The organism is Streptomyces sp. NPDC045021 (genome assembly GCF_056432645.1).
Genome location: NZ_JBWKIQ010000008.1, coordinates 340,275 through 364,354, shown reverse-complemented (window position 1 = coordinate 364,354; position 24,080 = coordinate 340,275). Strand labels below are relative to the sequence as shown.

The window sequence follows — 24,080 nt, the reverse complement described above, 5'->3', positions numbered from 1 at the left end:
AGATCCCACCCATCGTCTCAAACGCCGATACCGGTCACCCCTGCGCGGCCAGGACCAGCGGGAACACCGCGGTGGCGCCCGCCTTGCGCAGCAGCCGTGCGGCGACGGCCAGCGTCCACCCCGTGTCGGCCAGATCATCCACCAGCAGCACCGGGCCCGGCGTCGCGGCCAGCTTCGCGGCCAGTTCCGGCGGGACGGTGAACGCGCCGTGCAGCGCCCGCAGCCGCTGCGCGCTGTTGCTGCGCGGCACCCGGCCGGGTCCGCCGTCCGTCGTGTAGGCGATCTGGCCGAGAAGGGGCATCCGGCCGATCTCGGCGATCCGCGCGCCCAGCGTTCCGATGAGTTGCGGGCGGGTGTGGGACGCGACAGTGACGACGCCGACGGGCCGTTGCGGTGCGTCCGCCTCACCGCTCGCCCACCCGCCATGGCCCTTGGCCCAGTCCGCCAGCACGCGCACCACCGCGTCCGCCGCGTCGCCCGGTACGGCCTGGTCCGGTGCGCCGTCGGCCAGGAGCGGGCGCAGCCGGTTGCCCCAACCGATGTCCGAGAGCCGGCCGAGCGCCCGTCCGGACGCCGCCTGCTCCCCGGCCGGGATCCGGCCCTTGAGGTCGAGCCCGATCGCCTGCAGCCCGGTCGGCCACATCTTGCGCGGCTCCACCTCGATGCCGGGACGGCCGAGCGCCGCCCGGGCGGCGTCCAGCGCGGCAGGGGAGACCTCGATACCGAACCGGGCGCCGGCGCAGTTGTCGCAGCGGCCGCACGGCGCGGCCTCCTCGTCGTCCAGCTGGAGTCGCAGGAACTCCATCCGGCAGCTGGTGGCCGACGCGTAGTCGCGCATCGCCTGCTGCTCCGCCTCGCGCTGCCGCGCGACCCAGGCGTACCGCTCGGTGTCGTACGCCCACGGCTGCCCGGTGGAGGTCCAGCCGCCGCGCACCCGGTGCACCGCCCCGTCCACGTCCAGGACCTTGAGCATGATCTCCAGCCGGGAGCGGCGCAGGTCCACCCGCGCCTCCAGCGCCGGGACCGACACTGGGCGGCCGGCGTCGGCCAGCACCTCCAGGGTGCGGCGCACCTGCTCCTCGGTGGGGAACGCGAGGGATGCGAAGTAGCGCCAGATCGCCTCGTCCTCGCGCCCCGGCAGCAGCAGCACCTCGGCATGGTCCACACCGCGCCCGGCCCGGCCGACCTGCTGGTAGTAGGCGATGGGGGACGACGGCGATCCGACGTGCACGACGAATCCGAGGTCGGGCTTGTCGAAGCCCATGCCCAGCGCGGACGTCGCGACCAGTGCCTTGACCCGGTTGGCCAGCAGGTCCGCCTCGGCGGCCATCCGATCGGCGTTCTCCGTCTTGCCCGAGTACGAGGCCACCGGGTAGCCGCGCTGCCGCAGGAAAGCGGTGATCTCCTCGGCGGCGGCGACCGTGAGCGTGTAGATGATGCCGGAGCCCGGCAGAGTCTCGAGATGATCGGCGAGCCAGGCCAGCCGGTGGGCCGCGTCCGGAAGCCGGAGCACCCCGAGCGACAGGCTCTCGCGCTCCAGCGGCCCGCGGAGCACCAGCGCACCCTCCTCGCCCGTCCCGGAGGTGCCGGTGCCGAGCTGGTCGGCGACATCCGCGGTCACCCGGGCGTTGGCCGTGGCGGTGGTGGCCAGCACCGGGACGCCCGGCGGCAGATCCGCCAGCATCGTGCGCAGCCGCCGGTAGTCGGGGCGGAAGTCGTGGCCCCAGTCGGAGATGCAGTGCGCCTCGTCGACGACCAGCAGTCCGGTCGTCGCGGCGAGCTTGGGCAGCACCTGGTCGCGGAAGTCGGGGTTGTTCAGCCGCTCGGGGCTGACCAGCAGCACATCCACCTCGCCCGCCGCGACCTCGGCCTCGACGGTGTCCCACTCCTCGGTGTTCGCCGAGTTGATCGTCCGGGCCCGGATACCGGCCCGCTCGGCCGCCTCGACCTGGTTGCGCATCAGCGCGAGCAGCGGCGAGACGATCACGGTGGGACCGCCGCCGCGCCGGCGCAGCAGAGCGGTGGCGACGAAGTAGACCGCGGACTTCCCCCAACCGGTGCGCTGCACGACCAGCGTCCTGCGGCCGTGCGCCACCAGCGCCTCGACCGCCAGCCACTGGTCCTCGCGCAGCCGGGCGGTGCCGGTGGAGTCACCGACGAGGCGGCTCAGAACGGTGTCGGCCGCGGTACGAAGCGCGGTGGGGGAGTCAGTCATGCCCCCCATGCAACCCGATGCCACCGACAACGCGCGAACCGCGTACCGAACCTGTGGACAACTCGGCCCCAAAGTTATCCACAGGTTTTTGGGGGGCCTGGCGGAGATCACCGGCCTGCGGGACTGTCGGGCCATGACACAGCACATCGAATCGCCCCGGTCCGAGAACGATCCCAAGGTCACCCTGCGCAGCCCGGCCGACCTGGCCGACGCCCTGCCGTACCTCATGGGATTCCACCCCAGTGACTCCATCGTCATGGTCGCCCTGCACGGCGACCACGGCCGCTTCGGTGGCCGGCTGCGCCTGGGAATTCCCGAGGATTCCGCGGAATGGCCCGAGGTCTCCTCGCAGCTCGCGGACTGTCTGGTGCGCGGCAGCGAGCAGCGCGGCGACCGGGCCGCGTCCATCGTCCTCTTCCTGTGCCAGGACCCGTCCGGGAGTGAGCGGCCGTCCCAGGTCATGGAGCGCCTGAGGCCGCTGGCGCAGCGGCTGCGAACGGCCTGTGGCGCCCTGGACGTGCCGGTGGTCGAGGCGCTGTGCGTCTCGGCGGGCCGCTGGTGGTCCTACTGCTGTCCCGGCACTGACTGCTGTCCCGCCGACGGCTTCACCATCGCGACATCGGGCGACTCGGTGATGGCCGCGGCCGCCGCGTACGCCGGGATCAATGTGCGCGGTTCGCTGCGGGAGATGGAGGCCCGGCTCGTCCCGCCGGCAACGGAGCGGACCGCCGGGCAGGCACGGGCGCTCGACATGGCCTGCGCCGAACTCGTCCCGCGGATCCTGGACGTGGGCGACTGCGAGGCCGTCCGGCACCGGACGCTGACCCTGGTCGGCGCGGCGCTCGACCGCTTCCGCGCCACCCCGGCGGACGGGGACGTGACGGGCAGCGACAAGCGTGATGACGCGCTGCTCGGCGACGAGGAGGCCGCCGAGATCATCCTGGGCCTCCAGGACCGCGCGGCGCGGGACCGGGCCGCGGAGTGGATGGAGCCCCCGCACACCGACCCCGCGCTGCGCCTGTGGCGGGCCCTGGCCCGGAGGTGCGTCGGACCGTACGAGGACCATGCCGCCGCCCCGCTGACGCTGGCCGGCTGGGTCGCCTGGGCGTCGGGGGACGAGCCGGAGGCGCGCGTCGCGCTCGGCCGCGCCCTCGACCTCGATCCCGGGTACACCTTCGCCCGGCTGCTCCATCACTCGGTGAACGAGGGGCTCGACCCCGAGCCGCTGCGCCAGTGTCTGCGCCAGGAGCGACGGCAACGGGTGATCGACGCGTCTAAAGCTCGCCGTGGACCAGTCGGATCAGCCGGTCGAGGACCCGGCCGCCGCTCACCCGGAGACCGTCGTGCTCGTACTCGTCGGTGACCCAGGTGCGCAGGCCGCGCACCGCACGCGCGGTGGCCAGCGAATCGGCAGTGTCGACGTACATGTCGTCGTGGTAGACCGCCGCCGCCACCGGCACCTCGTTGAGGGCCAGTCGAGCCGGGTCGTAGAGGTCCGGCCACTCCTCGCGCGACGCCAGACGGTCGGCCGCGTCCTTGAGCGGGACGAGCGCGGGGTCACCGGTGAACATCCAGGGGTAGATCATCTCACCGGTGAACAGCACAGGGCCCTGGTCCGCCAGCGCCTTGTCCACGTCGAACTGCGGGAACTCCAGATGCGCGGCCGCTGCCGCCCAGCCGGTGCCCGCGGACGACACCGAGCGCTGCCCGTAGATCGACTCGTGGAGTACGGCGTACAGCGGATTGGCCGCGAACGACAGATGGCTCTGCGCCTCGGCGAGGAAGCCGTCCGAGAGCACCGGGCCGGAGGCGCCGGGGAGGAAGGCGTCCTCCAACAGATAGTGCAGGCTGTGGGAGCCGGTTCCGGTGCCGAGCATCAGGCCCAGCGACTGGAATGCCTCCGCGGTGAACCGGCCACCGTCCGGCAGCGTCACCTCGTGGTCGCGCAGGTGACGGGCGACGGCGCGCGCGGTCTCCACGTCCCCCGGATAACGGTCGTAGTGCTCGGAGTTCTTGCGCTCCACCCGGGGGAAGGCCGAGCGGTAGACATCGACGGCGCTGGTGCGCAGCCCCGGCAGGCCGCCGGTGATGAACACCTCCCGCAGACCGTCGGGGGCCAGCGACAGATACGTCAGGGCGCAGAGGCCGCCGAAGCTCTGCCCCAGCAGGCTCCACCGCCCCTCCGCGCCGAGCAGTTCACGGCGGATCAGTTCGCAGTCCCGCACGATGGAGTCGGCCCGGAAGTGCGCGAGATACTCCGCCTGCGCGGCGCCGTCGCCGCGCGCGGGCAGGGTCTGCCGGTTGGCGGGGGTGGAGCGGCCGGTGCCGCGCTGGTCGAGCAGCAGGACCCGGTAGTCGTCCAGGGCCCGGGTCAGCCAGCTGTCCCGGCCGAGGGGGCGCGGGGAGCGGCCACCGGGACCGCCCTGCAGGAACAGCAGCCACGGCAGCGGCTCACCCTCCCGGCCCGCGGCCACGACTTCACGGGCGTACACCTCGATCCGCTCCCCGGTGGGGGCGGCGTGGTCGAGCGGCACGTCGAAAGCGTGGTCGGTCACTACGGTGCCGGGCTGGCGATACACGGCCATGGCGTCTCTTTCCGGTGGTGCGGGCGGATACCGGGATGCGATCCCTGTTCAGGAACGGTAGACGGGCCGTGACCCGCATGCCCACACGGCCGTTCACCGGGATGTGAACCCGCCGCCGACCGCCCCGACCTCGACCGTTCCCGCTCCGACCGCTCTGACCAGGACCGCCTCCGGCCCGCAGCCCGTGCACACCTCGGTGATCTGTGTCGCCGCCCCCTCGCTCGCCGTTTCCGCCGAGGACGGACAGCTGCGGGGCCAGGGGCTCGACGGCTTCTACCAGGACGGCCGACGGGTTCTGGCGCGCTGCGAGGTGCGGCTCGGCGGAGCCGAACCGATCCCGGTGCTGGGCACGCTGATCAGCGCGGACCGGGCACGGTTCGTGGCGGTGCTCAGGACCCCGGCCGATGCCGGCCCCGATCCGGCGGTCACCGTGGAGCGGCTGCGGGACGCCGACGGTTCGGAGCGCATCACCGTGCTCAACACCGGGCCGATCGTGCTCAGGCTGCCGCTCGAAGTGGCTCTCGGCACGGATCTCGCCGAACTCGGCGCGGCCGCCGCGGGGCGGGCCGGTCCCGATCTGCCGGCCAGCGTCTGTGCTGCGGGGCTGCGCTGGTCGCATGCCGGCATCGCGGTCAGGGTCACCGCGCGACCGGCTCCCGCCAGCGTGCTGGCCTCGGCCGGAGTGCTGCGCTGGGATCTGTCCGTGCCGCCCGGCGCGGGCCGGACCTTCGAGCTGCGGGTGTCCCGGGAACCGACCGGGCCCGGGGCCGGGCCCGCCGTTTCCGCGCCCGTGCGCGGTGAACGGGCGCCCGTGCCCTGGTCCGTCGCGGAGCTGTCCGGCGACGACGCCAGGGGCGAGGCCCTGCTGCGCGGCAGTCTCGACGGTCTGCGGGCGCTGCTGCTGCGCGACCCGGTGCGGCTCGCCGACGTCCATGTGGCGGCGGGTGCCCCTTGGCGGATGGGACTCGCGCCCGCCGACGCGCTGTGGACGGCCAGGTTGCTGTTGCCGCTCGGTACCCGGCTGGCCGCCGGCACCCTGCGGACCCTCGCGCGGCTCCAGGACCGGGGCAGCGGCCGGATCCCGGGTGTTCTGCGGCACGCGGGACCGCATCTGCCGCCCACCTGCTCCGGCGTCGAGGCCACGCTGCTGTTCGTCACCGTCCTGGCGGAGGCCCGGCGCTGGGGGCTGCCGCAACGGGAGGCCGAGGCGCTGTTGCCCGCGGCCGAGCGCTGCCTCGGGTGGCTGCGCACGGCCGCCGACGCGGCGGGCTATGTGCCGGATCCCGCCCCCGGCGGCCCGCTGCGCTGCGAGGTACAGGCGCACGCCCACCGGGCCGCGCTGCACGGCGCAGACCTCCTCGACGCCTTCGGCCGCCCCGGAGCCGCCGCGTGGCGCGAGTACGCGGCCGGGCTGCGCGGGCGTTTCCAGGAGGACTTCTGGGTCGACGACCGCGGTGGGGGACGGCCCGCCGCCGCGCTCGCCCCCGACGGCAGGCGGCTGACCCATCTCGGCTCGGCCGCGGTCCACCTGCTCGACACCGGACTGCTCGGCGGCGGCCTGCTGGCTCAGGGACTGCTCGGCAAGGCACGGACCGGGCAGCTGGCGCGGCTGCTCGGAGCCCCGGACCTCGACTCCGGCTGGGGTCTGCGGACTCTCTCGACCAGGTCGCCGGGGCACAATCCGTTCGGCCATCGCAGTGGTGCGGTGCGCGTCCACGAGAGCGCGCTCGCCGTATCGGGTCTGGCCGCCGCCGGATACGAGAAGGAGGCGGGCGCCCTGTTGCGCGGCGTTCTGGACGCGGCCGGGAGCTTCGGGCGGCAGCTCCCGGAGATGTACGCGGGCGAACAGCGCGCCGCCGACCGTGCTCCGCTGCCGCACCCCACCGCCTGCCGTCCGTCCGCCGTCGCCGCCGCGGCCGCCGTCCATCTGCTGACCGCACTCGCGGGGGTGCGCCCCGACGCTCCCGGCGGCGTCGTGGCGGTGCGCCCCATGAGTACCGCCCCGCTGGGTGCGGTGCGCTTCTCGGGGCTGCGGGTGGACGAGCAGCCGTTCGCGGTGCGGGTGAGCAGGCTCGGCATGGCGATGGTCGAGGAGGCCGCCCCCGCCCTGCAGCTCGGCGCGTGACCGGCCGGGTGGTCCGCGGCCGCGTTCGTGAGGCCGTCCGCCGGCGTGTCGTCCGGGGCGGCACGTACGGCGGTGTGGCCCATGGGGTGGGCGTGGCACGGGAAACAGGGTGAACAAGGGCGGCAACAGGGGGACCATCCTGCTGTTTATCGTCAGGCAGACGACTATGATCGCGCCATGTCGCCCTACGACCCGTCGGCCTTTCCACCCTTCGCCGTCACCGTCGACCTGGTCGTGCTCACAGTGCGGGACCACGCCCTGTGCGCGCTGGCGGTCCGCCGGGGCGAGCCGCCCTACCAAGGGCGGTGGGCGCTGCCCGGCGGGTTCGTCCGGGGGGACGAGGACCTGTCGCAGGCCGCGGCCCGCGAACTGGCGGAAGAGACCGGCCTGCGCGCCCAGAGCGGCGCCCATCTGGAACAGCTGGCCACGTACGGCGACCCGCACCGTGACCCCCGGATGCGGGTGGTCAGCGTCGCCCATCTCGTCCTGGCGCCCGATCTGCCCGCGCCCCGGGCGGGCGGCGACGCGCGCAGCGCCCGCTGGGCGCCGGTCGGCACCCTGCTGGAGCAGGACGGCCTGGACATGGCGGGCGAGCCTGCCCCGCTCGCCTTCGACCACGCGCGGATCCTTGCCGACGGCGTCGAGCGCGCCAGGTCGAAGATCGAGTACTCCTCCCTGGCAACCGCCTTCTGCCCGCCCGAGTTCACCGTCGGCGAGCTGCGGCGGGTGTACGAGGCGGTGTGGGGGGTGGCCCTCGATCCCCGCAACTTCCACCGCAAGGTGACGGGCACCGTCGGATTCCTCGTACCGACCGGCGGTACGACGACCCGTCAGGGCGGCCGCCCCGCGCAGCTGTTCCAGGCAGGAGGGGCTGCTCTGCTCAATCCGCCCATGTTGCGACCAGAGGTCTGATTTCGGGCGTTATGGTGCAAGGGTGATCCAGGCCATCGGATTGACCAGCATGCCCCGCCGTAACGGTCCGCCCGCGGTCGACGACCTCACCTTCGAGGTCCGTCCCGGGCAGGTCACCGGCCTGCTCGGCGCGCCGGGCGCGGGAAAATCGACCACGCTGCGGCTGATGCTCGAACTCGAGGCGGGCAGGGGCGTCACCCTCTTCGAGGGCGCCCCCCTGCACCGGGTCCGGAACCCCAACCGCGAGGTCGGCATCCTGCTCGGCGATGTGCCGGGGCACCCCGGCCGTACCGCGCGGAGCCATCTCCGGATGCTCACCGCCGCGCTCGGCGTCCCGGCGGAGCGGGCCGACGAGGTGCTCGACATCGTCGGCCTCACCGGCCTCGCGGACCACCGTCTGAGCACCTACTCACTGGGCATGGACCGGCGGCTCGGCCTCGGGGCGGCGCTGCTCGCCGAACCGCGGACCCTCTTTCTGGACGAACCGTCGTTCGGCCTGACGCCCCGTGAAGCCGCCTGGGTGCACGCGCTGCTGCGCGCCTACGCGGCCGAGGGCGGAGCCGTTCTGGTCACCGGGCGCGACGCCAAGGCGATGGCCAGGACGTCCGACCGGGTGGTCACGATCGACGGCGGCCGGCTGGTGGCGGACCAGTCCGCCGAGGAGTTCACCCGCACCCGGCTGCGCCCGCATGTGGCCGTCCACTCCCCGCACGCGCAGCGGCTCGCCGGCGTTCTGACCGACAGCGGCGCCGAGATCGCCACGGCCGCCGGCAGCCGCCTGGTCATCTACGGCACCACCTCCGCACACATCGGGGAGATCGCCTACCGGAACGGGATCCTGCTGCACCGGCTGGCGGACGAGGTCGCCGACCTCGGCCCGGTCGCCCCGCTGAGCCGCGCCGACGGTCGCGGGCCAGCTGCCGCCCCGCCCGTGGCTGCCCAGGTGGAGCCTGCCGCACCGCCCCCGACGGATCCCGCTGCGCCCGCCCGGATCCCCGCCCCCGCCCGGACCCCCGCCCCCTCCCGGGGAGCCGTCCCGCCGGCCACGCCCGTCCAGCCGCTGCGGTACGAGCTGCGCCGGCTCGGTGGTGTCGGCACTCCGTGGTGGATCGCCGCGCTGTCCCTGTTCGCCTCGGTGGCCGGAGCCCTGGTGCTCTCGCGCACCGGCGAAACGTCACCCCTGTCGATGATGTCCGGCTGGGTGCGTCAACTTCCGCTGCCGCCCGCCGCGATGGGCGCGGGCCTGCTGGGCGCGCTCGCCTACGGGCAGGAGTTCCGCTACCCGGCGCTGGCGCCCGCCCAGGTACCGGTGCCCCGGCGGCTGCGGCTGCTCGTCGCCAAGATGCTCGTGAGCGGTGCGGCCGCGCTGCTGATCGCGGCCGCCGCCGCGGTGCTCGACACCGTCGTGCTCCGCGTGATCCTCGGGCCCGGCCGGGTTCCGCTGCCCATCGACCGGCCCGCGCAGGCGGCCGGCTGGGTGGCGCTGGCCGTCGGCTGCGCCTGGGCCGGGCTGCTGGCCGCCGGACTCTTCCGCACCACCGCGCTGGGTATGACGGCGGTCCTGGCGGTGCCACTGGTCGTGGCTCCGGCGGTCGGGCTGGTGGTCCACAGCCGCACCGGCGGGCACATGATCGACGCGGCAGGGGCGCTGCTCAGCGTCCTCGGCGGCTGGCCCGGAGGCGTCGGCAGCACCGCGGCCGGGGTCGCCGGAGCGGCCGTCCAACCGTTCGGCTGCGCCTTCGTGTTGTCGCTCACCGTCCTGCTCTGCGCCCACCTCGCAACGGTGTTGCGCGGCCGTGGACGTTGACGCCGCCCAACTCGCGGTCGGATAAACGGAACTGTCTCCCTGGCCTGTCATGCAGGGCGTTTCGTTCCGATAAAGCGTCAATTATCAGGTGATGGGCGCTCACCCTTTCGTGTGCTTTTCAGCAAAGCCCTCAAGGCCTGCCGTGGCATCGCCGACAAAGGATGCGTGAGTACCCTTGCGCACACCCTGATGACCACGGCTCGTTCCGCCGACTCCAGCATCGTCGGCCCGGCCGAGCTCGACCGCTACTCGTACGCCGACGCCTCAGGTGTCGACCGCCCCGGCCTTCCCTCGTGGGACGGCGCGGACTCGGACATGGGCCGGGTCGGCCGCCGGGCCGGCGGCAGCCGTGGCCGCGGGCTGCACGGCCAACTCGTCCAGCAGCTCGGCCAGATGATCGTCTCCGGCGACCTGGGTGCCGACCGGCCGCTCGTCCCCGAGGAGATCGGCCAGCGTTTCGAGGTCTCCCGCACCGTGGTGCGCGAGTCCCTGCGCGTCCTTGAGGCCAAGGGCCTGGTCAGTGCCAGGCCGAACGTCGGGACCCGGGTCCGCCCGGTCGCCGACTGGAACCTGCTGGACCCCGACATCATCGAATGGCGGGCCTTCGGCCCGCAGCGTGACGACCAGCGCCGCGAACTGTTCGAGCTGCGCTGGACCATCGAGCCGCTCGCCGCGCGGCTCGCCGCCGGCCACGGCCGCGAGGACGTGCAGCAGCGCCTCGCCGACATGGTGGAGATCATGGGCCACGCCGCCGCCCAGGGCGACTCCCTGACCTTCTCCCGGGCGGATGCCGAGTTCCACTCCCTGCTCCTGCAGGTGGCCGGGAACCGGATGCTCGAGCACCTGGCGGGCATCGTCTCCTCCGCCCTGCACGTGTCGGGCGGCCCGGTCACCGGTTGCGAGCGGCCCGGCGAGCCCGCCGTGAGCCTGCACCGAAGGATCGTCGAGGCGCTCGCGTCGGGTGACGGAGTCGGCGCCGAAGCGACCATGCGCCAGCTCCTCGCGGTCCACACCGAGGTCCCCGCGGCCGACCACGTCGTCCCGGCTCCGCGCGAGCACTGACCGCACGGCCCAACCGCAGCCGGCCCCGGACCATCGGTCCGGGGCCGGCGGCGCCATTGCGCGAAGAGTGTCCCGGTATCGGTTCAGTACAGTTGGTATGGGGTGTGACTCGGGCCACGTGGGCCGGGCGTAACGCTTGGCGAGGCAGCGCGATGACTTAAGAGGTGATGGCCGCACGAGGAATAGCAGCGAGAGTTCTGACGCTGTGTTCCTGAGCGGTTCCACCGAGTCGTTCCCATCGTTCCGAGAGGTTGTTCGTGTCGGCCAGCACATCCCGTACGCTCCCGCCGGAGATCGCCGAGTCCGAGTCTCTGATGGCGCTCATCGAGCGGGGTAAGGCTCAGGGGCAGATCGCCGGCGACGACGTGCGTCGGGCCTTCGAAGCGGACCAGATTCCGGCAACCCAGTGGAAGAACGTTCTGCGCAGCCTCAACCAGGTCCTCGATGAGGAAGGTGTGACGCTGATGGTCAGTGCCGCTGAGGAGCCCAAGCGCACTCGCAAGAGCGTCGCAGCCAAGAGCCCGGCGAAGCGCACCGCCACCAAGACGGTCGTCACCAAGGCCACCGTCGCCAAGAAGACCGTCGCCGCCAAGGCCGCCACCGCTCCCGCGGGGGCTGTCGAGGCCGAGACGGTGGATTCGGTCGAAGAATCCGACGCACCCGCCGCGAAGCCGGCGGCCAAGAAGACGGCGGTCAAGAAGACCGCCGCCAAGAAGACGGCGGCCAAGAAGACCGCCGCCAAGAAGACCTCGGGCGATGACGAGGCCGCCGACGGTGAAGAAGCCGACGAGACGACCACGCCCGGCAAGGGTGATGAGGAGTCGGACAAGCCCGAGTCCGAGAGCTTCGTGCTCTCCGACGACGACGAGGACGACGCTCCCGCCCAGCAGGTCGCGGTGGCCGGTGCCACCGCCGACCCGGTCAAGGACTACCTGAAGCAGATCGGCAAGGTTCCGCTGCTCAACGCGGAGCAGGAGGTCGAGCTCGCCAAGCGCATCGAGGCCGGCCTGTTCGCGGAGGACAAGCTGGCGGCGGCGGACAAGCTCGCCCCCAAGCTCAAGCGCGAGCTGGAGATCATCGCCGAGGACGGCCGCTGGGCCAAGAACCACCTGCTGGAGGCCAACCTCCGTCTCGTGGTCTCGCTGGCCAAGCGTTACACCGGCCGCGGCATGCTCTTCCTGGACCTGATCCAGGAGGGCAACCTGGGCCTGATCCGTGCGGTCGAGAAGTTCGACTACACCAAGGGCTTCAAGTTCTCCACGTACGCCACGTGGTGGATCCGCCAGGCGATCACCCGCGCGATGGCCGACCAGGCCCGCACCATCCGTATCCCGGTGCACATGGTCGAGGTCATCAACAAGCTGGCCCGTGTGCAGCGTCAGATGCTCCAGGACCTGGGCCGCGAGCCCACCCCGGAGGAGCTGGCCAAGGAACTCGACATGACCCCCGAAAAGGTCATCGAGGTCCAGAAGTACGGCCGTGAGCCGATCTCCCTCCACACCCCGCTGGGTGAGGACGGCGACAGCGAGTTCGGAGACCTCATCGAGGACTCCGAGGCGGTCGTGCCGGCCGACGCGGTCAGCTTCACGCTCCTGCAGGAGCAGCTGCACTCGGTGCTCGACACTCTGTCCGAGCGGGAGGCGGGCGTGGTCTCCATGCGCTTCGGCCTCACGGACGGGCAGCCGAAGACGCTCGACGAGATCGGCAAGGTCTACGGGGTCACGCGCGAGCGGATCCGCCAGATCGAGTCGAAGACGATGTCGAAGCTTCGGCACCCGTCGCGCTCGCAGGTGCTGCGCGACTATCTGGACTGATCCTTCCCCATCCAGCGGATGCGGCCTCCGGTCCTATGGATCACTCTGGGTTTCCAGAGGGATCCACAGGGTCAGGAGGCCGTATGCGTTCCACGTTCCGGATGCTGCTCAGCGGGTCGGCGGTGGTGCTGGCCACGCTGACGGTGCCGCTCGGGGTCCCCGGCGCCGCGACCGAGGCCAGGGCGGCGGTCATAGGCGGCGACCCGGTCGTCGCCGGGCAGCGGCCCTGGGTGGTGGCGCTGGCCAGCCGGGACCGTTTCGGATCGACGAGATCCGGCCAGTTCTGCGGCGGGGCCGTGGTCTCCGCCTCGACGGTGATCACCGCGGCGCACTGCTTCGGCCGTGATGTGCTCGGTGGGGACTGGCGGGACGCCCGGGATCTGCGCGTCATCGCCGGCCGGGTCGACCTCCACGGCGCGGAAGGCCGCGAAATACGGGTGCGCCAGGTCCGGATCAACCCGGGATACGACCCGGTGACGAATGCCGGCGATGTGGCGGTCGTCACACTGGAGAGCCCGCTCGCCGCCGGATCGGCCATCGCTATGGCGGGGCCTGGCGACCCGCAGGACTATCTGGCGGGCTCGCCGGCCCGTGTGTACGGCTGGGGGGACACCACAGGCGCCGGGGCGTACTCACCGGTCCTGCGCTCGGCTGAGGTGGCCGTGCTGGCGGACGAGGTCTGTGAGCGGGCCTACCCGGGCAATGCGGACGGCACGTATCTGCGGAAGACCATGCTGTGCGCCGGAGAGCCGCAGGGCGGCAGAGACGCCTGCCAGGGCGACAGCGGCGGGCCGCTGGTCGTCGGCGGCAAGCTGGTCGGTCTGGTCTCCTGGGGCACGGGATGCGCCGAGGCCGGACATCCCGGGGTCTACACCCGGATCTCCTCGGTCAGCGCAATGGTCACGAGCGCACTGGACATGCGCCACCGCTAACGGGCCCGGAAGAGCCGACGGGCGGCCCGGCCCCAGGTGGGGTCCGGCCGCCCGTCGGTCCGAGCTCGTCGCAGGTGCGATGTGTCAGTGCTCGTCCTCGACCGTTTGCGCCGGGGTGTCGGTGAGTCGGCCGGTTTCGTCCTGTATTTCCGCAGCGATCTTCTTGAGTTCGGGCTCGAACTTGCGCCCGTGGTGCGCGCAGAAGAGCAGTTCGCCGCCACTGATGAGGACGACGCGCAGGTATGCCTGGGCGCCGCAACGGTCGCAGCGGTCCGCCGCCGTCAGCGGGCTCGCGGGGGTCAGAACTGTAGTCACGTCGCCTCTTCTCTAGCTCGACGAGCTGTCGTACCAGGGTCAACATCCAACCAGGCCGAAAACGTTCCCGCTCGTGGCTTTTCCTCGAAATCTGACTTCGAAGTGACTGGATGCTACCTGTTGGTAGCGGATTGGCCTCTGATGCGTTAGTTGTCGCTTTTGGGGCGCTTGTCCGTTTATGTCCACCGACTGGGTTGCCGGTTGTTGGTGAGGACGTGCCCGGAGCCTAAATGGTTCATGCCTCAATGGGAACGTGACATGTGTATCACTCAAATGAGGTATCGAACGTACGATCGATACGGGGCTACTCTGGGGCCCGGATACCGGGTCGCGGCACAACTGGCGTACCAGGTCTCGGTACCCTCTCACCGACACGGCCGAAGAACTTTATCGAGGAGCTGCCCGCGTGACCGCCGAAACATCCGTGCCGTCCTCCGCGCTGCTGACGGGCGCAGATCGCGACGGTTCCAACTACACCGCGCGGCATCTGCTCGTCCTCGAGGGGCTGGAGGCGGTCCGCAAGCGCCCCGGCATGTACATCGGGTCGACCGACAGCCGTGGCCTCATGCACTGCGTCTGGGAGATCATCGACAACTCCGTCGACGAGGCCCTCGGCGGTCACTGCGACCGCATCGAGGTCTATCTGCGCAGTGATTCCTCGGTCGAGGTCCGCGACAACGGCCGGGGCATCCCGGTCGACCTGGAGCCCAAGACGGGGCTGTCGGGTGTCGAGGTCGTGATGACCAAGCTGCACGCCGGCGGCAAGTTCGGCGGTGGCTCCTACGCGGCCTCCGGCGGCCTGCACGGCGTCGGCGCCTCGGTCGTCAACGCCCTCTCCGCCCGCCTCGACGTCGAGGTCGACAGGAGCGGCCACACCCACGCCATCAGCTTCCGGCGCGGTGTGCCCGGCTCCTTCTCCGGAGCGGGTCCCGACTCCTCCTTCGACGCGGCGAGCGGCCTGACCAAGGCGAAGAAGGTCCCCCGGGCCAGGACCGGCACCCGCGTCCGGTACTGGGCGGACCGCCAGATCTTCCTCAAGGACGCCAAGATCTCGCTGGAGAACCTCCACCAGCGCGCCCGCCAGACGGCCTTCCTGGTGCCGGGCCTGACCATCCTCGTCCGCGACGAACGTGACCTGGAGGGCGACGGCAAGGCCGTCGAGGACGTCTTCCACTACGACGGCGGCATCAGCGAGTTCTGCGAGTACCTCTCCCAGGACAAGCCGATCTGCGACGTCCTGCGGCTGACCGGCAGCGGCAGCTTCAAGGAGACCGTCCCGGTACTGGACGACCGCGGCCACATGACGGCCACCGAGGTCACCCGCGAGCTGGGCGTGGACATCGCGATGCGCTGGGGCACGGGGTACGACACCGTGTCGCGGTCCTTCGTGAACATCATCGCCACCCCCAAGGGCGGCACCCACGTCACCGGCTTCGAGCGGGCCATCACCAAGACGGTCAACGAGGTGCTGCGCTCCGCCAAGCTGCTGCGCGTCGCCGAGGACGACGTCGTCAAGGACGACGCCATGGAGGGCCTGACGGCGGTCGTCACCGTGCGGCTGGCCGAGCCGCAGTTCGAGGGCCAGACCAAGGAGGTCCTCGGCACCTCGGCCGCCAACCGGATCGTGGCCAACGTCGTGGCCAAGGAGCTCAAGGAGTTCCTGACCTCCGCCAAGCGCGACACGAAGCTGCAGGCGCGGGCGGTGCTGGAGAAGACCGTCGCCGCCGCGCGCACCCGCATCGCGGCCCGGCAGCACAAGGACGCGCAGCGCCGGAAGACGGCGCTGGAGACCTCCTCGCTGCCGGCGAAGCTCGCGGACTGCCGCAGCGACGACGTGGACCGCACCGAGCTGTTCATCGTCGAGGGCGACTCGGCGCTCGGTACGGCCAAGGTGGCCCGGAACTCGGAGTTCCAGGCACTGCTGCCGATCCGCGGCAAGATTCTCAATGTCCAGAAGTCGTCGGTTTCGGACATGCTGAAGAACGCCGAGTGCGGAGCGATCATCCAGGTGATAGGAGCCGGGTCGGGCCGGACGTTCGACATCGACCAGGCGCGCTACGGGAAGGTGATCTTCCTCGCGGACGCCGACGTCGACGGCGCGCACATCCGCTGCCTGCTGCTCACGCTGTTCCAGCGCTACATGCGTCCGATGGTCGAGCAGGGCAGGGTCTTCTCGGCCGTGCCGCCGCTGCACCGCGTCGAGCTCGTCCAGCCCAAGAAGGGGCAGGACAAGTACATCTACACCTACTCGGACAGCGAGCTGCGGCAGACGCTGCTCGACCTCCAGCGCCGGAACGTCCGCTTCAAGGACGGCATCCAGCGTTACAAGGGTCTGGGTGAGATGGACGCCAACCAGCTCGCGGAGACCACGATGGACCCGCGACACCGCACCCTGCGCCGGATCAACATCAGCGATCTGGAGGCCGCGGAGCAGGCGTTCGACCTGCTCATGGGCAACGAGGTCGCACCGCGCAAGGAGTTCATCACCAACTCGGCGGCGACGCTCGACCGGTCCCGCATCGACGCCTAGGCGCGACCGGCCGGCGCGTCGAAGGGCTCCTCCACCCCCGGGTGGAGGAGCCCTTCGACGTGCCGGGGTGCGGGACCGGGCACAGGTCGTCGGATATGCCTACCGGCACGGCATCACCTGATGGGGTGAACGTTTCAGCTTGATGGCACCGGATCTTCCCGTTCTGTCCATGCTTGGGCGCACAGCCAATTGGCTTGTGAAGCGAGGAGAGTTCGGTGGACAAGCACGACGGGGGCGACCCGGGTGCGCTGCGGGTGGACGACCCCTGGTACGACGCCCTGGCCGCCGGTCTCTGGGTACCGGACCCCACGGCTCCGGCACCGTCACCTGTGCCGGCGCCTCCCGCGACGCCCGTCGCGGGAACGGAGCAGGACCGGGCCGTGATCTACCTGGAGGTGCAGCGGAGCGCCGCGTTCCAGGAAGTGCGCGGCCAGTACCGCAGGTTCGCCTTTCCGGCGGCCGCGGCCTTCCTCGTCTGGTACCTGCTCTATGTGGTGGCGGCCACAGTGGCGCCGGGTCTGATGAGCCGCCCGGTCGCAGGTGAGCTCAATGTGGCCATGGTCGCGGGGCTGGCGCAGTTCGCCACGACGTTCCTGCTGACCTGGGCCTACTCGCGGCACGCGCGGCTGCGCAGGGACCGAGCGGCGCTCGACCTGCGCTGGGACACCCAGGAGCGGATGCGTTGATGGTCCGCTACCTGGCAGATCCGGCGAACGAGCACCAGGGGCTCGCTCTTGTCCTGTTCACGGTCTTCGTGTCCGTGACCCTCGCCATCACCGCCTGGGCGGGCCGGCGGCGCAGCTCGTCGGTCGAGTTCTTCGCCGGGGGCCGGCTCTTCTCCCCCATGGAGAACGGTTTCGCCATCGCGGGCGACTACATGTCGGCGGCGTCGTTCCTCGGCATCTCCGGTCTCATCGCGCTCTTCGGCTACGACGGCCTGCTGTACTCGGTCGGCTTCCTCGTCGCCTGGCTCGTCGTCCTCATGCTGGTCGCGGAACTGGTGCGCAACTGCGGCCGCTACACCCTCGCCGACGTGCTCTCCGCCCGGATGCGGCAGCGGCCGGTCCGGATCGCGGCCGGCACCTCCTCGGTCATCGTCTCGGTGCTCTACCTGGTCGCGCAGATGGTCGGCGCGAGCAGCCTGGTGGCGCTCCTGCTCGGCGGGCAGAGCGGCGCGTCCCGTACCTGGACGGTGATCGGCGTCGGCGGTCTGATGGTCGTCTACGTGTCGTTCGGCGGCATGCGCGCGACGACCTGGATCCAGATCGTCAAGACCGTGCTGCTGATGGGCGGCACCATCACGCTCGTGGTGCTGGTGCTGATCCGCTTCCACGGCGACCTGAACGGTCTGCTGCGCTCCGCGGCGGCCGGCAGCGGACACGGCAGCGCCTTCCTGGCGCCCGGTCTCAAGTACGGCGGGAGCTGGACCTCGAAGCTGGACTTCATCAGCCTCGGGATCGCCCTGGTGCTCGGCACGGCCGGGCTGCCGCACATCCTGTCGCGGTTCTACACGGTCCCCACCGCGCGCTCCGCCCGCCGGTCGGTGGTGTGGGCGATCGGGCTGATCGGTTCCTTCTACCTGATGACGATCGTCCTCGGCTTCGGCGCTGCGGCGGTCGTCGGCTCGAACGCGGTACGCACCTCCAACGCGGCCGGCAACACCGCCGTGCCGCTGTTGGCCCAGGACTTGGGCGGGGGAGCCGGTTCCACAGGCGGAACGGTTCTGTTCGCCGTCGTCGGCGCGGTGGCCTTCGCCACGATCCTGGCGGTGGTCGCCGGAATCACCCTGGCCTCGTCCGCCTCGGTCGCGCACGATCTGTACGCCACGCTGCGCCGCAGCGGGAAGCACGCGGGCCCGGCGACCGGGAACGAGGAGGTGCGGGTGGCGCGCTTCGCCGCGGTCGGGATCGGCGCGGTGGCGATCGCCCTGAGCCTGTTCGCGCAGGGGCAGAACATCGCCTTCCTGGTGGGTCTCGCCTTCGCGGTGGCCGCCTCGGCGAACCTGCCCGCGCTGCTGTTCTCGCTGTTCTGGCCCCGCTTCACCACCCGGGGAACGGTCTGCGCCGTCTACGGCGGGCTGATCCCCGCGCTGGTCCTCGTCGTGCTCTCGCCCGTGGTCTCCGGACGCCCCGACGCGCTCTTCCCCGGTGTGGACTTCCATCTCTTCCCGCTGGAGAACCCGGGACTGGTCTCCATCCCGCTGGGCTTCCTGGCCGGCTGGCTGGGCACCGTGCTCTTCCCGGAGCCAGAGGACCCGGGCAAGTACGCGGAGACCGAGGTGCGTTCCCTCACCGGCGCGGGAGCGGTGTGACGCGGCGGCGGAACGGCCCGCACACCGGGGTCAGTCCGCCGCTGCCGCCGCCCAGGCATAGCGGTGCTCGGGGCGCCCGGTGTCGCCGTACTTGAGGGTCAGGCCGATCCGCCCCGCCTGCTCCAGGTACTTCAGATAGCGCTGCGCGGTGGAGCGGCTCAACCCGGCGCGCTCGGCCACCTCGTGGGCGGAGAGCGGATGCCCGGCCTCGCGCAGCACCCGCCGTATCAGGTCCGCGGTGGGCGCCGAGTGTCCCTTGGGCAGCTCGGCCGAGGCGGCTCCCGCGGTCCGCAGCGCGCCGAAGATCCGGTCGACCTGCTCCTGGCCGGCCTCGCCGCCCCCGCCGACCCCGTCCAGGGTGCGGCGCAGCGCCGCGTATCCGTCGAGCTTGGCCCGCAGCCCGGCGAAGGTGAACGGCTTGACCAGGTACTGCAGCGCGCCGTAGCGCATCGCGGCCTGGACGGTCGCGACATCGCGGGCCGCCGTCACCATGATCACGTCGGCGTGGTGGCCGAGCTGCCGCAGCCGGCGCACCAGCGTCAGGCCCGTCTCGTCCGGCAGGTAGTGGTCGAGCAGGATCAGGTCGATCCGGGTGCGCTCCAAAGTGGCCAGCGCGTGGGCGGCGGTGTGGGCCCGGCCGGCCACCCGGAAGCCGGGGACCTTTGCCACGTAGGCCGCGTTGATCTCGGCGACGCGGAAGTCGTCGTCCACGACCAGTACCTCGATCATCGTGTCTCCCTTGCGCCGGTGAGCCCGGTGAGCCCGGTGAGCCCGGTGAGCTGATCGAATTCGGTGGGGTGGCCGGTCCGGCGGCCGCTGACGTCGTCCGCGACCAGGGACTCCGGCAGCACCACGGTGAAGACCGCGCCGCCGCCCGCGCGGGCGGTGACCCGGGCGATGCCGCCGTACCGCTCGGCGAGCCGCCGGACCAGCGCCAGGCCGAGCCCCCGGCCGCGGTGCGCCGGGCGCTCCTTCGTGGACCAGCCCTCGGTGAAGATGAGGTCGCGCGCCTCCGGCGGCACCCCGGGGCCGGTGTCGGAAACCCGCAGGACGACGGTGGTGTCCTCCTCGGTCCGCAGCTCGACCTCCACGAAGGAATCGGCGGTGCGGTGCGCGGCGGCCGCGTCCAGGGCGTTGTCGATGAGGTTGCCCAGCACGGTCACCAGGTCGCGGGGATCGACCACCCGGTCGGGCAGCACGGTCGCGGCGGAGATCCGCAGGGCCACCCCGCGTTCGGCGGCGATGGCCGCCTTGCCGACCAGCAGCGCGGCGAGCAGCGGATCCCGTACCTGTTCGGCGATCTGCTCCGCGGTGGACCGGTGGGTGTCGGCGACCTCGACGACGAACTCCACCGCCTCGTCGTGCAGTCCCAGTTCGAGCAGGCCCAGCAGGGTGTGGAGCCGGTTGGCGTGTTCGTGGTCCTGGGCGCGCAGCGCGTCCAGCAGCCCGTGGGTGCTGTCCAGCTCGCGGCCGAGCAGCTCCAGCTCCGTACGGTCACGCAGCGTGGCGACTGCGCCGCCGTCACCGGTCGGCATCCGGTTGGCGATCAGCACCCGGCCGCCGCTCACGGTCAGCAGGTCGGTGCCCTCGACCCGGCCGGTCAGGACGTCCGTCGTGCGGCCCGGCGGCAGAACGTCGTCCAGGGCGCGTCCGGTGGCGTCGGGGCCGAGCCCGAGCAGCCGCCCGGCCTCGTCGTTGACGAGCCGGATCCTGCCCTGCCGGTCCAGGGCCACGACGCCCTCCCGGATGCCGTGGAGCATCGCCTCGCGCTCGTCGAGCAGCGAGGAGATGTCGGCGAACGCGAGCCCGTGGGTGCGGCGCTGCAGCCTTCGCGAGCCGCCGATCGCGGCAAGCACGCCCGCCGCGAGCGCGGCGGCCGCGTACAGCAGCAGTCCGGGGACCGCGTCGAGCAGCCGTTCGCGGACGCTGTTGTAGGCGATGCCGACGGAGACCGCGCCGACGATCCGGCCGCTGCTGTCGCGCAGCGGCACCTTGCCCCGGGCGCTGCGGCCCAGGGTGCCGTTGTCGATCTGCATGATCTCCTGGCCGGCCAGCGCCACGCTGGGATCGGTGGAGACGTGCTCGCCGATCCGGTCCTCCTCGGTGTGCGACCATCGCGTTCCGTTGAGATCCATGACGACGACGTACTCGGCCTTGGTGGCCAGGCGGATGCGTTCGGCCTCGGCCTGGACCGGGCCGTCAGGGGTGGGCTCCGAGGTGAGCAGCGCGTCAGCGATCTGCGGTTCCGCCGCGGCGGTCTGCGCGATGGACAGCGCGCGGCGCATCGCCTGGTCGTCGAGCTGGTGGCTCAGTGGTGCGAGGAACAGGGCGGTGGCCAGCAGCGTGACGCCCGTGGTGATCGCGACCTGGGTCAGCAGGACCTGTGCGGAGACGCGGCGCGGCCACCGGATGCGCATGCGGTCTCCTTCTGCTGTGGCGATATGGGTAGGTAAACCAGGGTTTGCAACGTTCGCTGCCACGACGCTCCGCCGTGTCCCGTCTGTGAACGCAACGTAAACGCCAAAGAGGCGGATGCACAGACTCCGTTTCGCTTTCGTTGTGCGGGAGCGAGCAAAACGAGCAGAACAGCGGTTGTGAGCAGAAGGCGCCCTGTGCTCACAAGGCTGCCGCCATGACCCGGGCCGCGCCTAGCGTCCCGCCCCATGAGCAGTCAAACGAGTCCCGCCATCGAGTTGCGGGGAGCGAGCAAGGCGTTCCGGACCCCGTCCGGGGCGCTGCACACCGCTGTACGTGATCTGGACCTGACCGTGGAGCGCGGCGAGTTCGTCGCGGTCGTCGGACCGACCGGATGCGGCAAGTCCACGACGCTGACCCTGGTCAGCGGCCTGGAGGAGCCGACCGAGGGCGAGGTGCTGGTGGCCGGCGAGCCGGTCCGCGGCATCGGCGACAAGGTCGGGTTCGTCTTCCAGCAGGACGCCGTCTTCCCCTGGCGCACCGTGCTGTCCAACGTGATGGCAGGTCCCCGTTTCCGCGGCGTACCCAAGGCCGAGGCGAAGGAACGGGCCCGCGAGTGGCTGGCCCGGGTGGGTCTGACGTCCTTCGAGGACCGCTATCCGCACCAGCTGTCGGGCGGCCAGCGCAAGCGCGTGGCGCTCGCCGCCACCTTCGTCAACGACCCCGAGATCCTGCTGATGGACGAGCCCTTCTCGGCGCTCGACGTCCAGACCCGGGCGCTGATGTCCGACGAACTGCTCGACCTGTGGGCCGGCACCGGCTCCTCGGTGGTGTTCGTCACGCACGACCTGGAGGAGTCGATCGCGCTCGCCGACAAGGTCGTGGTCATGACGGCCGGACCCGCGACCGTCAAGGAGGTCTTCACCATCGACCTGCCACGGCCGCGCAAGGTCGAGGAGGTCCGGATGGAACCGCGGTTCCTGGAGATCTACCGGGAGATCTGGTCCTCGCTGGGCGAAGAAGTCCGCATCACCCGCGAGAGGGGAGCCGGCAATGCAGCCTGAAACCGCCGTCGCCGACGCCGTGACCACCAAGGGCCGGCCCGCCAAGGCGTCCACCGAGCGCACCGAGGCCCGAGCACGGGCCGCCCGCAACCGCCGGGTCCTGGTCTACGGAACCCGTCTGCTGCTGCTCGTCGCCGTGATCGGCCTGTGGGAGTGGTTCGCCCGCGCCGGGATCATCGACCCGTTCAACTTCTCGATGCCGTCGAAGATCTGGGACCAGATCCGGGAGTGGGCGCTGCACGGCACCGCGCAGGGCTCCTTGTGGGAGCAGATCTGGTACACGCTCTACGAGGCGCTCTTCGGCTGGATCATCGGCGTCGTCGCCGGCGTGCTGCTGGGCATCGCGCTCGGCCGGGTCCGCTTCCTGGCCGACGTCCTCGGCCCGTACATCAAGGTCCTCAACGCGCTTCCGCGCATCGTGCTGGCGCCGATCTTCCTCATCTGGTTCGGCCTCGGCCCGGCCTCGAAGGTCGCCTCCGCGGTCGTCCTGGTCTTCTTCCCGGTCTTCTTCAACGCCTTCCAGGGCGCCAGGGAGGTGGACCGCAACCTCGTCTCCAACGCCCGGATCCTCGGCGCGAGCAACCGCCGTGTGACGTTGCAGGTGGTCATCCCGTCCGCCACGTCCTGGATCTTCACCAGCCTGCATGTCTCGTTCGGCTTCGCGCTGATCGGCGCCATCGTCGGCGAGTACATCGGCGCGACCAAGGGCCTCGGCCTGCTGGTCTCCGCCTCCCAGGGCACCTTCAACGCGGCCGGTGTCTACGCGGCCATGGTGATTCTCGCCGTGGTGGCGCTGCTGGCCGAAGGACTGCTGACGTTCGGCGAGAAGCGGTTGTTCCGCTGGAAGCCGGCGGAGCCCGGCACCGAACCCTGAGACCCCGAACCCGGGGAACCCCGTACCTCCCTCACCTCTCCACCCCCTCACAAGGACGTGAACATGCGCAGCATGGCCAGAATCTCGGCGGTCGCGGTCGCCGGAGCGCTCGCCCTCAGCACCCTCACCGCCTGCGGCGGCGACTCCTCGGCGGCGGGCGACAACGGCAAGGTCAAGATCATGGTGGGCGGCCTGGACAAGGTCATCTACATGCCCGCGATGCTCACCCAGCAGCTCGGCTACTTCAAGGCCGAGGGGCTCGACGTCTCTCTGCTCACCGAGCCGGCCGGTGTGCAGGCCACCACCTCGCTGGTCTCCGGCGATGTGCAGGGCGTCGTCGGCTTCTACGACCACACCCTTGACCTGCAGGTCAAGGGCAAGATGATCGAGTCCGTGGTGCAGTTGGCGCAGGCCCCCGGCGAGGTCGAGGTGGTCTCCACCAAGGCGGCCGGCGACATCTCCTCCGCCAAGGACTTCAAGGGCAAGAAGCTCGGCGTGACGGGCCTCGGCTCCTCCACCGACTTCCTCACCAAGTACCTCGCCGTCAAGAACGGCGTCGACGTCAGCGACTTCACCCCCGTCGCCGTCGGCGCCGGCCAGACGTTCATCGCGGCCCTGCAGCAGGGCTCGATCCAGGGCGGCATGACGACCGACCCGACCGTCGCGCAGATCCTCGACAAGGGCATCGGCAAGGTGCTGTACGACATGCGCACCCCCGAGGGCTCGAAGGCGGCGCTCGGCGGTCTCTACCCGTCGTCCAGCCTCTACATGAGCACCGACTGGGTGAACAGCCACAAGGAGACGGTGCAGAAGTTGGCCAACGCCTTCGTGAAGACCCTCACCTGGATGTCCGCCCACACCCCGGAGGAGATCGCCGCGAAGATGCCGGCCGACTACGCGCAGGGCGGCAAGGAGCTGTACGCGCAGTCGATCAAGGCCACGCTGCCGATGTTCACCAAGGACGGGGTCATGCCGGCCGACGGTCCGCAGACCGTCGAGAAGGTCCTCAAGGCGTTCAACCCGAACCTGCGGCACGCCAACGTGGATCTGCAGAAGACCTACACGTCGGAGTTTGTGAAGAAGGCCGGCTGATCCGAACCCCGCCCGGCTCCGCGCAGC

At 71.4% G+C, this 24,080-nt stretch carries 18 protein-coding genes; 13 read left to right on the top strand and 5 right to left on the bottom strand.

Features of this window, described 5'->3' with window-relative positions; genetic code table 11:
* Positions 1–34: 34 nt before the first annotated feature.
* A complete protein-coding gene (locus AC07DC_RS25090; protein ID WP_478916715.1) occupies positions 35–2,215 on the bottom strand; it encodes a RecQ family ATP-dependent DNA helicase in 2,181 nt (726 codons plus the stop codon).
* Positions 2,216–2,348: 133 nt separating this feature from the next.
* Here AC07DC_RS25090 and AC07DC_RS25085 point away from each other — a divergent pair, with 133 nt between their 5' ends.
* Entirely contained in the window at positions 2,349–3,578 is a 1,230-nt protein-coding gene (locus AC07DC_RS25085; protein ID WP_478916714.1) for a DUF4192 domain-containing protein, read from the top strand.
* Here AC07DC_RS25085 and AC07DC_RS25080 read toward each other — a convergent pair.
* Positions 3,490–4,800, bottom strand: coding sequence for an alpha/beta fold hydrolase (locus AC07DC_RS25080; protein ID WP_478916713.1), 1,311 nt, complete (start codon positions 4,798–4,800; stop codon positions 3,490–3,492). The two genes, AC07DC_RS25085 and AC07DC_RS25080, sit on opposite strands and share 89 nt — an antisense overlap.
* Positions 4,801–4,903: 103 nt before the next feature.
* Between AC07DC_RS25080 and AC07DC_RS25075 the strand changes: the two genes are divergently transcribed.
* The 6 genes from AC07DC_RS25075 (at position 4,904) to AC07DC_RS25050 (ending at position 13,452) form a co-directional block, all read left to right on the top strand.
* Positions 4,904–6,925: a glycogen debranching N-terminal domain-containing protein gene (locus AC07DC_RS25075; RefSeq protein ID WP_478916712.1), complete on the top strand. Its 2,022-nt coding sequence runs from the start codon at positions 4,904–4,906 to the stop codon at positions 6,923–6,925.
* A gap of 177 nt (positions 6,926–7,102) precedes the next feature.
* A complete protein-coding gene (locus AC07DC_RS25070) occupies positions 7,103–7,837 on the top strand; it encodes an NUDIX hydrolase (RefSeq protein WP_478916711.1) in 735 nt (244 codons plus the stop codon).
* 22 nt (positions 7,838–7,859) lie between these two features.
* Positions 7,860–9,644 carry an ABC transporter ATP-binding protein gene (locus AC07DC_RS25065; RefSeq protein WP_478916710.1) on the top strand — a complete coding sequence of 595 codons (1,785 nt, stop codon included), beginning with the start codon at positions 7,860–7,862 and terminating at the stop codon, positions 9,642–9,644.
* Between the two features lie 111 nt (positions 9,645–9,755).
* Positions 9,756–10,706: a FadR/GntR family transcriptional regulator gene (locus tag AC07DC_RS25060; RefSeq protein ID WP_478916709.1), complete on the top strand. Its 951-nt coding sequence runs from the start codon at positions 9,756–9,758 to the stop codon at positions 10,704–10,706.
* 257 nt (positions 10,707–10,963) lie between these two features.
* Positions 10,964–12,520 (top strand): RNA polymerase sigma factor, encoded by a 1,557-nt coding sequence (locus AC07DC_RS25055; RefSeq protein ID WP_478916708.1) that lies wholly within the window; start codon positions 10,964–10,966, stop codon positions 12,518–12,520.
* Between the two features lie 83 nt (positions 12,521–12,603).
* Positions 12,604–13,452 carry a S1 family serine peptidase gene (locus AC07DC_RS25050; protein WP_478916707.1) on the top strand — a complete coding sequence of 283 codons (849 nt, stop codon included), beginning with the start codon at positions 12,604–12,606 and terminating at the stop codon, positions 13,450–13,452.
* Between the two features lie 84 nt (positions 13,453–13,536).
* Here the strand turns inward: AC07DC_RS25050 and AC07DC_RS25045 are convergent, their stop codons facing one another.
* Positions 13,537–13,767 (bottom strand): DUF7455 domain-containing protein, encoded by a 231-nt coding sequence (locus tag AC07DC_RS25045; RefSeq protein WP_138357478.1) that lies wholly within the window; start codon positions 13,765–13,767, stop codon positions 13,537–13,539.
* Positions 13,768–14,173: 406 nt separating this feature from the next.
* On the opposite strand from AC07DC_RS25045, the gene AC07DC_RS25040 reads away from it, so the two are divergent.
* From AC07DC_RS25040 to AC07DC_RS25030, 3 genes are all read left to right on the top strand, one after another.
* On the top strand, positions 14,174–16,297 hold the full coding sequence (locus tag AC07DC_RS25040) for a DNA gyrase/topoisomerase IV subunit B (RefSeq protein ID WP_478916706.1): 2,124 nt from the start codon (positions 14,174–14,176) through the stop codon (positions 16,295–16,297).
* Between the two features lie 215 nt (positions 16,298–16,512).
* Positions 16,513–16,983 (top strand): DUF485 domain-containing protein, encoded by a 471-nt coding sequence (locus AC07DC_RS25035; protein ID WP_478916705.1) that lies wholly within the window; start codon positions 16,513–16,515, stop codon positions 16,981–16,983.
* Positions 16,983–18,608 carry a solute symporter family protein gene (locus AC07DC_RS25030; RefSeq protein WP_478916704.1) on the top strand — a complete coding sequence of 542 codons (1,626 nt, stop codon included), beginning with the start codon at positions 16,983–16,985 and terminating at the stop codon, positions 18,606–18,608. The genes AC07DC_RS25035 and AC07DC_RS25030 overlap by 1 nt, the downstream gene beginning before the upstream one ends.
* Positions 18,609–18,638: 30 nt before the next feature.
* Here AC07DC_RS25030 and AC07DC_RS25025 read toward each other — a convergent pair whose 3' ends face one another.
* The gene (locus AC07DC_RS25025; protein ID WP_478916703.1) at positions 18,639–19,337 is read right to left on the bottom strand and encodes a response regulator; all 699 of its coding nucleotides are present in this window, start codon (positions 19,335–19,337) and stop codon (positions 18,639–18,641) included.
* Positions 19,334–21,025: a sensor histidine kinase gene (locus AC07DC_RS25020; protein ID WP_478916702.1), complete on the bottom strand. Its 1,692-nt coding sequence runs from the start codon at positions 21,023–21,025 to the stop codon at positions 19,334–19,336. The genes AC07DC_RS25025 and AC07DC_RS25020 overlap by 4 nt, the downstream gene beginning before the upstream one ends.
* 246 nt (positions 21,026–21,271) lie before the next feature.
* On the opposite strand from AC07DC_RS25020, the gene AC07DC_RS25015 reads away from it, so the two are divergent.
* The 3 genes from AC07DC_RS25015 to AC07DC_RS25005 all read left to right on the top strand — a co-directional run bounded on the left by AC07DC_RS25015 (position 21,272) and on the right by AC07DC_RS25005 (position 24,053).
* Positions 21,272–22,087 (top strand): ABC transporter ATP-binding protein, encoded by an 816-nt coding sequence (locus AC07DC_RS25015; RefSeq protein ID WP_277440461.1) that lies wholly within the window; start codon positions 21,272–21,274, stop codon positions 22,085–22,087.
* A complete protein-coding gene (locus tag AC07DC_RS25010) occupies positions 22,077–22,961 on the top strand; it encodes an ABC transporter permease (protein ID WP_478916700.1) in 885 nt (294 codons plus the stop codon). The genes AC07DC_RS25015 and AC07DC_RS25010 overlap by 11 nt, the downstream gene beginning before the upstream one ends.
* Before the next feature lie 63 nt (positions 22,962–23,024).
* On the top strand, positions 23,025–24,053 hold the full coding sequence (locus tag AC07DC_RS25005) for an ABC transporter substrate-binding protein (protein ID WP_478916699.1): 1,029 nt from the start codon (positions 23,025–23,027) through the stop codon (positions 24,051–24,053).
* Positions 24,054–24,080: the final 27 nt, after the last annotated feature.

Bases quoted from the DNA above. Each gene is read 5' to 3' on its own strand.
- AC07DC_RS25090 (WP_478916715.1), bottom strand. From the start codon at position 2,215: ATGACTGACTCCCCCACCGCGCTTCGTACCGCGGCCGACACCGTTCTG.
- AC07DC_RS25085 (WP_478916714.1), top strand. From the start codon at position 2,349: ATGACACAGCACATCGAATCGCCCCGGTCCGAGAACGATCCCAAGGTC.
- AC07DC_RS25080 (WP_478916713.1), bottom strand. From the start codon at position 4,800: ATGGCCGTGTATCGCCAGCCCGGCACCGTAGTGACCGACCACGCTTTC.
- AC07DC_RS25070 (WP_478916711.1), top strand. From the start codon at position 7,103: ATGTCGCCCTACGACCCGTCGGCCTTTCCACCCTTCGCCGTCACCGTC.
- AC07DC_RS25050 (WP_478916707.1), top strand. From the start codon at position 12,604: ATGCGTTCCACGTTCCGGATGCTGCTCAGCGGGTCGGCGGTGGTGCTG.
- AC07DC_RS25030 (WP_478916704.1), top strand. From the start codon at position 16,983: ATGGTCCGCTACCTGGCAGATCCGGCGAACGAGCACCAGGGGCTCGCT.
- AC07DC_RS25025 (WP_478916703.1), bottom strand. From the start codon at position 19,337: ATGATCGAGGTACTGGTCGTGGACGACGACTTCCGCGTCGCCGAGATC.
- AC07DC_RS25020 (WP_478916702.1), bottom strand. From the start codon at position 21,025: ATGCGCATCCGGTGGCCGCGCCGCGTCTCCGCACAGGTCCTGCTGACC.
- AC07DC_RS25015 (WP_277440461.1), top strand. From the start codon at position 21,272: ATGAGCAGTCAAACGAGTCCCGCCATCGAGTTGCGGGGAGCGAGCAAG.
- AC07DC_RS25010 (WP_478916700.1), top strand. From the start codon at position 22,077: ATGCAGCCTGAAACCGCCGTCGCCGACGCCGTGACCACCAAGGGCCGG.
- AC07DC_RS25005 (WP_478916699.1), top strand. From the start codon at position 23,025: ATGCGCAGCATGGCCAGAATCTCGGCGGTCGCGGTCGCCGGAGCGCTC.